At 69.9% G+C, this 10018-nt stretch carries 9 protein-coding genes; 6 read left to right on the top strand and 3 right to left on the bottom strand.

The window, feature by feature from the left end:
- The 4 genes from Q2100_RS26690 to Q2100_RS26705 form a co-directional block, all read left to right on the top strand.
- Positions 1–272: DUF6912 family protein (locus tag Q2100_RS26690; protein ID WP_407667700.1), on the top strand; the 272-nt coding region annotated here is incomplete at its 5' end.
- 62 nt (positions 273–334) lie between these two features.
- The gene (locus Q2100_RS26695; protein ID WP_264010905.1) at positions 335–1501 is read left to right on the top strand and encodes a ferredoxin reductase; all 1167 of its coding nucleotides are present in this window, start codon (positions 335–337) and stop codon (positions 1499–1501) included.
- A 69-nt stretch (positions 1502–1570) separates the two neighbouring features.
- Complete coding sequence (locus Q2100_RS26700; RefSeq protein WP_302916490.1) at positions 1571–2854, top strand: fatty acid desaturase family protein; 1284 nt, start codon at positions 1571–1573, stop codon at positions 2852–2854.
- Positions 2855–3114: 260 nt separating this feature from the next.
- Positions 3115–4596, top strand: a complete 1482-nt coding sequence (locus Q2100_RS26705) for a peroxidase family protein (RefSeq protein WP_302916491.1) — start codon at positions 3115–3117, stop codon at positions 4594–4596.
- A gap of 4 nt (positions 4597–4600) precedes the next feature.
- Here Q2100_RS26705 and Q2100_RS26710 read toward each other — a convergent pair whose 3' ends face one another.
- The 3 genes from Q2100_RS26710 to aroA form a co-directional block, all read right to left on the bottom strand.
- Positions 4601–5449, bottom strand: coding sequence for an aldo/keto reductase (locus Q2100_RS26710; protein ID WP_302916492.1), 849 nt, complete (start codon positions 5447–5449; stop codon positions 4601–4603).
- A 128-nt stretch (positions 5450–5577) separates the two neighbouring features.
- Positions 5578–6558: a ribosome small subunit-dependent GTPase A gene (rsgA, locus tag Q2100_RS26715; protein WP_264010902.1), complete on the bottom strand. Its 981-nt coding sequence runs from the start codon at positions 6556–6558 to the stop codon at positions 5578–5580.
- Positions 6555–7862, bottom strand: a complete 1308-nt coding sequence (aroA, locus tag Q2100_RS26720; RefSeq protein WP_302916493.1) for a 3-phosphoshikimate 1-carboxyvinyltransferase — start codon at positions 7860–7862, stop codon at positions 6555–6557. The genes rsgA and aroA overlap by 4 nt, the downstream gene beginning before the upstream one ends.
- Before the next feature lie 114 nt (positions 7863–7976).
- On the opposite strand from aroA, the gene Q2100_RS26725 reads away from it, so the two are divergent.
- Both Q2100_RS26725 and Q2100_RS26730 read left to right on the top strand, forming a co-directional pair.
- Entirely contained in the window at positions 7977–8729 is a 753-nt protein-coding gene (locus tag Q2100_RS26725) for an SOS response-associated peptidase (RefSeq protein ID WP_302916494.1), read from the top strand.
- Positions 8730–8785: 56 nt separating this feature from the next.
- Positions 8786–10018 (top strand): DUF7059 domain-containing protein (locus Q2100_RS26730; RefSeq protein WP_302916495.1); only part of this gene is annotated, 1233 nt, incomplete at its 3' end.

The following is a 10018-nucleotide window of genomic DNA, read 5'->3' on the forward strand; positions in this document are numbered from 1 at the left end:
CGGTGCTGGTCGCCGACGTCCAGGACGCCACCGCCCGCCCCGACCTCGACGACGCGGTGGTGCGGCTCGCCGGCCCGGTGGCGCTGAGCGACGTGATCGCCGCCTACATCGACAACCCGGACGCCGAGGCGGCGGTGCGGCAGGCGGTCGGCGTGGTGGACGCGGCCGACCTGGGTGACGAGGACGCCGAACTGACGGTCGGCGACGCCCAGGATCACGATCTCGCGTGGTACGCGCCGCAGGAGTTGCCGTTCCTCCTCGAGCTGCTCTGAGGTGGTCCAGAGCTGAAGATCACACTGGATACGGAAGCGTAAGTTACGGTACCGTAGGTTTCATGGCCAAGAACACGATCAAGGTCGCGGCCAAAGGCGCCGACACGGTGCGCCCCGAGGTCGTCGGCGCCGAACGGCACCCCGGACTCCACGCGTTGCGCAAGCTCGTCGGACGCATCACCACGCCGCTGCTGCCGGACGATTATCTGCAATTGGCGAATCCGCTGTGGTCGGCCCGCGAGCTGCGCGGCCGGGTGCTCGAGGTCCGCCGGGAGACCGAGGACTCCGCCACCCTGGTCATCAAGCCCGGTTGGGGCTTCTCCTTCGACTACCAGCCCGGGCAGTACATCGGCATCGGGCTGCTCGTCGACGGTCGCTGGCGGTGGCGCTCGTACTCGCTGACGTCGAGCCCGGTCACCGGGGCCGGCAAGCCGGCGATCGCGGGCCGCTCCGGGAAGATCATCACCATCACCGTCAAGGCGATGCCCGAGGGGTTCCTGTCGACACACCTCGTCGGCGGGGTCGCGCCGGGCACGATCGTGCGACTGGCCGCGCCGCAGGGCAACTTCGTGATGCCCGACCCGGCGCCGGCGTCGGTGTTGTTCATCACCGGCGGCTCCGGCGTCACCCCGGTGATGTCGATGCTGCGGACGCTGGCCCGCCGCGATCAGATCACCGACGTCGTCCACCTGCACTCCGCACCCACCGAGGCCGACGTGTTGTTCGGCGCGGAACTGGCCGAGCTGCAGCGCACCCATCCGGGGTACCGGCTGACGTTGCGCGCCACCCGCACGCAGGGCCGGCTGGACCTGGGCCGGCTGTCCGACGAGGTGCCCGACTGGCGTGACCGCCAGACATGGGCCTGCGGACCGGAGGGCATGCTCAGCGACGCCGAGAAGATGTGGTCGGCCGCGGGCGTCGACGACCGGCTGCACCTGGAGCGGTTCGCGGCGGTGCGCACCGCGGTGCACGGTGACGGCGGCTCGGTGGCCTTCGCCCGCAGCGGGAAGACCGTCCGGGTGGACGCCGCGACGTCACTGATGGACGCGGGGGAGAAGGCCGGGATCCAGATGCCGTTCGGCTGCCGGATGGGCATCTGTCAGTCCTGCGTCGTCGGCCTGGTCGACGGATATGTCCGCGACCTGCGCACCGGCGTCGAGCACGAGCCGGGTACCCGGGTGCAGACCTGCATCTCCGCGGCATCCGGCGACTGCACACTGGACGTTTAGTCGTTACTGGCTGGTAACCTACGGGGTCGTAGGTTACGCTAGCGTAGGTACCACGAAAGGAGGCACACGATGGCAATCACGGACGTACCGGCATTCGCGCACCTGACCGAAGCCGACATAGACAATCTGGCTCTCGAGCTCGACACGATCCGACAGGACATCGAAGACTCCCGGGGTGAGCGCGACTCGCGCTACATCCGGCGCACCATCGCCGCGCAGCGCGCCCTCGAAGTGGCCGCCCGCCTGACGCTGGCCGCGAGTTCGAAGCGTTCCGCCTGGTGGGCCGGCACCGCCGCCCTGGGCGTGGCCAAGATCATCGAGAACATGGAGATCGGCCACAACGTCATGCACGGCCAGTGGGACTGGATGAACGATCCGGAGATCCACTCGTCGACGTGGGAGTGGGACATGGGCGGGGCCTCCAAGCACTGGCGGTTCACCCACAACTTCATGCATCACAAGTACACCAACATCCTCGGCATGGACGACGACGTGGGCTACGGCCTGCTGCGCGTCACCCGGGATGCGAAGTGGAAGCCGTTCAACCTCGGCAACCTGCTGTACAACACCATCCTCGCGCTCGGTTTCGAGTGGGGCGTCGGTCTGCAGCACGTCGAGCTCGGCAAGATCTACAAGGGCCGCGACGACCGGGACGAGAGCAAGATCCGGGCGCGGGAGTTCGCCGTCAAGGCGGGCGCCCAGCTGGCCAAGGACTACGTCGCCTACCCGGCGCTGACCTCGCTGTCGCCCGGCGCGACCTACCGGTCGACGCTGACGGCGAACGCGGTGGCGAACGTGATCCGCAACGTCTGGTCGAATGCCGTGATCTTCTGCGGCCACTTCCCCGACGGCGCAGAGAAGTTCACCAAGACCGACATGGTCGGCGAGAGCAAGGGTCAGTGGTACCTGCGCCAGATGCTGGGCAGTGCCAACTTCGAGAACGGCCCGGTGCTGCGTTTCATGAGCGGCAACCTCTGCCACCAGATCGAGCACCACCTGTACCCGGACCTGCCGAGCAACCGGTTGCACGAGATCTCGATCCGCGTGAAGGAGATCTGCGACAAGTACGACCTGCCCTACACCACGGGCTCGTTCCTGGTGCAGTACGGCAAGACGTGGCGCACCATCGCCAAGCTGTCGCTGCCGGACAAGTACCTGCGCGACACCGCCGACAACGCTCCAGAGACCCGCAGCGAGCGGATGTTCACCGAGCTCGAATCCGGTTTCGCCGGAACGGATCCCGAGACCGGGCGTCGTCGCGGGCTGAAGACCGCCATCGCGACCGTGCGGTCGTGGCGGCGCGACAGGCGCGCGGCGAAGGCCGTCGAGGCCGAGGCCCGACAGGCCGCCTGACCTACCTCACGTCAACGAGACTGCGGGGAGATCGCGATTCCGAGTGAATCGTCGACCTCCCCGCAGTTTCGTCGTGGGTGGTGTGGCTGAGTAGCCGACTACCTCAGTCGATCTCGTGTCCCCGCAGCCCTTCTGGGCGATGTCCTTCGCGTGTCATCATCGCGGCAGGGCGGCGGCCGCTCCTGTATTCGCAGATCGGGCGGATCGCCGACGGGGGACAGGGGACGACGATGTCGGGCTGCACGCATTCACCACGAGCGATGATGCATGGGCGGACGTTCAACCAGGGGGAGAACCCACCGCATTCGACGCATTACGACCACGGCAAGTTCGGCCGGCTCTTCCCCGCACTGCCGCCGTTCTCCGCCGACAACCCGTCAGTGCGTGAGGCGCTACGGGACATCGGCAGGGTCGGAGAGCTGATGGACGCCAAGGACCAGCTCGCCGATCCGGTCGCGCTGATCACCGATCCGCAACTGAGCGTGCACAACCGGGACAACCCGGACCTGACTGCCGGGATGACGTTCCTCGGGCAGTTCCTGGACCACGACATGACGTTCGACACCACGTCGAGCCTCGAGCGGCAGCAGGATCCGGAGGCCATCGCGAACTTCCGCACGCCCGTCCTCGAACTCGACAACCTCTACGGCCCGGGCCCGGGCGCCGCACCGCACCTGTACGACCGCACGGTCGACGGTGGCCTGACGACGTTCCTCGTCGAGCAGATCCCCGGGTCGGAGAATCAGACGCGGGACGGAAGCCCGCGGTACGACCTGCCGCGGAACAGTCAGAACACCGCGCTGATCGGCGACCCTCGCAACGACGAGAACCTGATCGTCTCGCAGCTGCACGTCGCGATGCTGAAGTTCCACAACGCCGTCGTCGAGTGGGTCAAGGCCGAACTGGGGCTCACCAGCCCGCATGAGATCTTTGCCGAGGCGCAGCGCCTGGTGCGGTGGCATTACCAGTGGATCATCGTTCACGAGTTCCTGCCCAAGACCGTGGGAGCCGCCGTGGTCGAGGACGTGTTGACGAACGGCCGCAGGTTCTACCAATGGCGCAACGCACCGTACATCCCGGTCGAATTCTCAGTTGCCGCATACCGGTTCGGGCACTCACAGGTGCGCCCGAGCTACCGCGCCAACTTCGGACCCGCGGACGGACAGGAGTTCTTCGCGCTCATCTTCGACGACACCCAGGCCGAGTCCGGCGACCCCGCCGACCTGCGCGGCGGCAAGCGGGCGGCACGCCGCTTCATCGACTGGCAGACGTTCTTCGACTTCGGTGACGGGCGCGTCCGGGGGAACAAGCGCATCGACACCACGCTGTCGTCGGTGCTGTTCGACCTGCCCGGCATCCCCAGCGCCGAGCCGCAGTCACTGGCACAGCGGAACCTGTTGCGGCACCTGACCTTCGGTGTGCCGTCGGGCCAACGGGTGGCACGGGCCATGCAGATCGACCCGCTCCCGCCCGCCGACCTCAAAGACCTCACCGACTTCAACCTGCACGAGCGGACCCCGCTGTGGTTCTACGTGCTGCGCGAGGCCGACGTCCGTGAGGACGGCAAACGGCTCGGACCGGTCGGCGGCCGGATCGTGGCCGAAGTGTTCCTCGGCCTGCTCCAGGGTGATCCACTGTCCTATCTGCGGCAGGACCCGGAGTGGACACCGACGCTGCCGCCGGCCGGCGAGTTCGGCATCGTCGACCTGCTGCGGTTCGCCGGCGTGGTCGGCGATCTGTGACCGGTCAGTCCGGCACGTAGTCGAATTCGCTCGGGTTCGGGCCCAGCCGCCCGTCCTCGCCGTTGTCGAGCGCGCTGAGCGCATCGACGTCGGCGTCGCCCAGTTCGAAGTCGAACAGCGCGAAGTTCTGCTCGATGCGTTCGGGCGTCACCGATTTCGGGAACACGATGTCGCCGCGCTGGATGTGCCAGCGCAGCACCACCTGGGCCGGCGTCCTGCCCGTCGCCTCGGCGATCCGTGTGACCACCGGGTCGTCGAGCACCTTGCCCTGCGCGATCGGTGACCATGCCTCGGTCGCGATGTGGTGCTCCTTGCCGTACGCCCGCACCGCGTCGTTGGTGAAGTACGGATGCACCTCGATCTGGTTGACGACCGGAGTCGTGTCGGTCTCGCGCGCGAGCCGTTCGAGATGGTCGATCTGGAAGTTCGACACCCCGATGCTGCGCGCGCGGCCGTCCTTCTTGAACTCCTCGAGCGTCTGCCAGGTCGACACGTAGTCACCGTCGTAGAGGGTCGGCAACGGCCAGTGGATGAGGAACAGGTCGACGTAGTCGAAGCCCAGCGCCTCCAGCGTGCCGTCGAAGGCGCGGCGCGCATCGTCGGGCCGGTGGAAGCCGTTGTTCAGCTTGCTGGTGATGTACACCTCGCTGCGGTCGATGCCGGAATCGCGGACGCCCTGCCCGACGCCCCGCTCGTTCTGGTACATCTCCGCGGTGTCGATGTGCCGGTAGCCGATCTCCAGCGCGGTGCGGACCGCGCCCGCGGTCTCGTCCGGTTCGATCTGGTACACCCCGAAGCCCAGCTGCGGGATGTGCGTGCCGTTGTTCAGCGAGATGGTGGGAACAGTGCTCACAGGAGGATCTCCTCAGGATCGGGTCAAGGTCTGCTGACGGGGTGCCCACTGAGGCAACCGCGCACACACCGCCGGGCATCCGTCACCGGGCTGTCAGCACGCTGTGAATCCCCCGGTTTCGAACTGGGTCAGGCGTCCTTGAGGGCGGCGAGCAGACGGCGCGCCGCGCTCACCCGGTCGGCGGCCGGGCCGGTCAGGGCGTCCAGTGCGCACCCGGGGTCGGCGGGCGGCCCCATGTGGCGGCACCCACGGGGGCAGTCGGCGATGGCCTCGGCCAAGTCGGCGAACGCCAGCAGCACGTCTTCGGGCGCAATGTGCGCCAGGCCGAACGAGCGCACCCCGGGGGTGTCGACCACCCAGCCGGATTCGGCCAGCGGCAACGCGATCGACTGGGTCGAGGTGTGTCTGCCCTTCCCGACGCCGGACACCACGCCGATCGCCCGGTGCGCGTCCGGCACCAGTCGATTCACCAGCGTCGACTTGCCGACCCCGGAGTGGCCGAGCAGCACGGTGACCGCGCCGGTCAGCAGGGGGGCGACGACGTCGAGCGGATCGTCACGACCGGCGGTCACGACGGTCAGGTCCAGCCCGGCGAACTGGGCGGCGAACGGCTCCGGCGGGGCGAGGTCGGACTTGGTCAGGCAGAGGATCGGGCGCAGGCCGCCTGCGTACGCGGCGATCAGTGACCGCTCGACGAAGCCGGTGCGCGGCGGCGGATCGGCCAGCGCCACCACCACGAGCAGCTGGTCGGCGTTGGCGACCACCACCCGCTCGGTCGGGTCGGTGTCATCGGCGGTGCGCCGCAACACCGTTCGGCGTTCGCTGCGGCGGACGATGCGGGCCAGGCTGTCGGGCCGCCCGCTGAGGTCGCCCACCACGTCCACGTCGTCGCCGACGACGATCGGGGTCCGGCCCAGTTCGCGTGCCCGCATCGCGGTCACGGTGCGGTCCGGATCGCCGTCGAGCGCGCAGCCCCAACGGCCGCGGTCGACGGTCACCACCATCGCGTTGCGCGCATCGGCGTGGTCCGGGCGGGTCTTCGTCCGCGGTCGCGAGCCCCGACCCGGTCTGATCCGGACGTCGGACTCGTCGTACTCGCGAGGGCTCAACTACCTGCCTCGGGCCCGATGGTCTGGCCGGCCAGCATGTCCGCCCACAGCTGCGGGAACTCCGGCAGCGTCTTGGCGGTGGTGGCGATGTCCTCCACCTCCACGCCCGGTGTGCGCAGGCCGACGATGGCGCCCGCCATCGCCATCCGGTGGTCGGCATAGGAGTGCCAGGTGCCGCCGTGCAGCGGCACGGCCGTGATCACCAGGCCGTCATCGGTCTCCTCGCACCGCCCGCCGAGGCCGTTGATCTCGTTCGACAACGCCGCCAACCGGTCGGTCTCGTGGCCGCGCAGGTGGGCGACGCCGCGAAGACGCGACTCCGAGCCGGGCGTGGCCAGCGCCGCCAGCGCGGCCATCGTGGGGGTCAGTTCGCCGACCTCGTGCAGGTCCACCTCGAACCCGCCGAACTGGCTGCCGCCCTGCACCTCCAGATAGGCATCGCCGTGGCGGACCGTCGCCCCGAGCTTCTGCAGGATCGCCAGGATGACGCCTGCCGGCTGGATGCTGAACTGCGGCCACCCCGTCACGCGCACGGCGCCGCCGCTGACCACCGCGGCCGACAGGAACGGCACCGCGTTCGACAGGTCCGGCTCGATGACCCACCGCCGTGCGGCGACCGGGCCCGGCCGCACCTGCCAGCGCAACCGCTGGGTGTCGTCGACCTCCACCCCGGCGTCACGCAGCATCGCCACCGTCATCCCGATGTGCGGCGCCGACGGCACCGACTCACCGGTGTGCACGACGGTCAGGCCGTCGGTGAACGCCGCGCCCGACAGCAGCAGCCCCGAGACGAACTGCGACGACGCCGACGCGTCGATCTCCACCGTGCCGCCGGCCACCGAACCACCGCCCGACACCTGGAACGGCAGGCCGTCGCCGTCGACCCCGACACCGAGGGCGCGCAGCCCGTCGAGCAGCGGGGCGATCGGCCGGGCGCGAGCCTGTTCGTCGCCGTCGAACGTGACCGTCTGCGTGCCCAGCGCCGCGAGTGGAGGCACGAAACGCAGCACGGTGCCGGCCAGGCCGCAGTCCACCCGCGCTCCGGCGGCGGGCGCGATCGCCCCGCCGACGACCAGCTCGGTGAGGTCACCGCCGACCGGCTCCACCGTGACGCCGAGGGTCTGCAGCGCGCCGATCATCAGGTCGGTGTCGCGGCTGCGCAGCGCGCCGCTGATCGTCGACGAACCCTGCGGGGTGGCCAGCGCGGCCAGCAGCAGTGCGCGGTTGGTCAGGGACTTCGAGCCCGGAACGGTGACCGTCGCATGGACCGGGCTGGGCGTCGACGGTGCCGGCCAGTTGCTCACGACTCACCATCCTGCCCTGTCGGTGACCGGCGGCCAAAGGCTCACCCGGACCATCGCGGCGCGGATCCCGTTCTGCCGGCCCTGCTGTCGGCGTCTTCTGCCAGTATCGAAGGCATGTGTGGACGATTCGCCGTGACCACCGATCCCGCGCTGCTGGCCCAGAAGATCGAGGCGATCGACGAGGCCACGTCGGCGGCCAAGGACACGGGTGGCCCGAACTTCAACGTCGCGCCGACCACCACCATCAGCACCGTCGTCAAGCGGCACACCGAACCCGAGGACGAGTCGACACGGCGCGTGCGCCTGATGCGGTGGGGCCTGATCCCGCCATGGGTGAAGACCACCGAGGACGGCGCCCCCGACAACAAGGGCCCGCTGCTGATCAACGCGCGGTCGGAGAAGGTGACCAGTTCGCCGGCGTTCCGCAACTCGGCGAAGAACAAGCGTTGCCTGGTGCCGATGGACGGCTGGTACGAGTGGCGGGGCGAGAAGGGCGCGAAGACGCCGTTCTACATGTACGGCGGCGACGGGGAGCTGCTGTACATGGCGGGACTGTGGTCCACCTGGCGGCCGAAGGAGGCGCCCAAGGACGCACCGCCCCTTCTCAGCTGCACGATCATCACCACCGACGCGGCGGGCCCGCTGGCCGAGATCCACGACCGGATGCCGCTGACGATCAGCCGCGCCGACTGGGACCGCTGGCTCGACCCCGACGCCCCGGTCGACGAGGGGCTGCTGCGCGGCCACGGCGACCTCGACCGCATCGAGATCCGGGAGGTGTCCCGGCTGGTGAACAGCGTCCGAAACAACGGCCCGGAGCTGATCGAACCCGCCAAGCCCGAACCCGAGCAGGCGACGCTGCTTTGACGGGGCCCTCCGCCCCGCTGCGCGACACCGCTGTCGTCGACGCCCTCGCGGCCGACATGCGGGCGGCGGAGTACACCACCGACGGGGTGACCGACCTGCTCGGCGCCGATGCGGGCGCCGCGTTCAGCAGGGGACTGTGGTGGTCGGCGCTGCGCGCCACCGACCGGGCCGCGCCGGACCGGCAACCACTCGCCGTGCTGGTGCGGCTGTTCCTGCTCGGCGCCGACGAACCCCCCGACCGCGTCGCGCTCGCGCTGCCCACCGCCGGCGTCGATGGGATGGTCGCCGCCGGCGTGCTCGAGTCCACGCCGCACGGAGCCCTGCGCGCCGCACTGGACATCCGGCCGCACGGTGACGGCGCCCGCGACTTCCTGGTGGTCTCGGATCTGGATGCGGCGGTACGCCCGGGACCGGTGCGCCGCGATCACGTCCTCGGCATCGGCGGCGCGTCGGTCTCGCTGGCCCACGCGGTGATCCGCACACCCGTCGGGCGGGCTCTCGATCTCGGCACCGGCTGCGGCATCCAGGCACTGCACCTCGACGCGCACTGTGACGCCGTCGTCGCCACCGACACGAACGCGCGGGCGCTCGCGCTGGCCGCGGCGACCGCGCGCCTCAACGGCATGTCGTGGGATCTGCGGCAGGGCAGCATGTTCGAACCGGTGGCCGGTGAGCGCTTCGACCTGATCGTGTCGAATCCGCCGTTCGTGGTGGGCGCCGGGGCGCTGGACTACCAGTACCGCGACTCCGGGATGGCCGGCGACGCGTTGTGCCGCACGCTCGTCGAACAGGCCGGTGACCATCTCGAGCCGGGCGGCACCGCGCAGATCATGGCCAACTGGATCGTGCGTGACGGCGGCGGGGACGGGGCGTGGCGCGACCGGGTGCGCGGGTGGCTGGCCGGCACCGGCCTGCACGCCTGGGTGGTGCAGCGGGAATTCGCCGACCCGGTCAGTTACGTCTCGCTGTGGACCTCGGATGCGGGGGAGTTGCCCGAGGACGCGGCGCGCCGCGGCGGTCAGTGGCTGGACTGGTTCGGCGACCAGGGCATCGCCGGGATCGGCATGGGCATGATCACGCTGCGGGCGCCGCGGGCCGGTGAGCGCCGCCCGCCCGACCACGTGCTCGAGGAGATCACCGGCGCCGACGAGGCTCTCACCGGCCCCGAGGTCGAGGCGTTCTTCGCACGCCGCGAGTACCTGCACCACACCACCGACGAGCGGCTGCTGGCGGCCCGGCTCACCACGGCGCCGGTGCTGCTGGAGGAGCACTCACTGCCCGGCGCCGAC

Origin of the sequence: Mycolicibacterium arseniciresistens, assembly GCF_030519285.1 — a bacterium.
Lineage (GTDB): Bacteria > Actinomycetota > Actinomycetes > Mycobacteriales > Mycobacteriaceae > Mycobacterium > Mycobacterium arseniciresistens.

Excerpts from the sequence above, each read along its gene's own strand:
- Q2100_RS26695 (WP_264010905.1), top strand. The coding sequence starts at position 335 with ATGGCCAAGAACACGATCAAGGTCGCGGCCAAAGGCGCCGACACGGTG.
- Q2100_RS26700 (WP_302916490.1), top strand. The coding sequence starts at position 1,571 with ATGGCAATCACGGACGTACCGGCATTCGCGCACCTGACCGAAGCCGAC.
- Q2100_RS26705 (WP_302916491.1), top strand. The coding sequence starts at position 3,115 with ATGATGCATGGGCGGACGTTCAACCAGGGGGAGAACCCACCGCATTCG.
- Q2100_RS26725 (WP_302916494.1), top strand. The coding sequence starts at position 7,977 with ATGTGTGGACGATTCGCCGTGACCACCGATCCCGCGCTGCTGGCCCAG.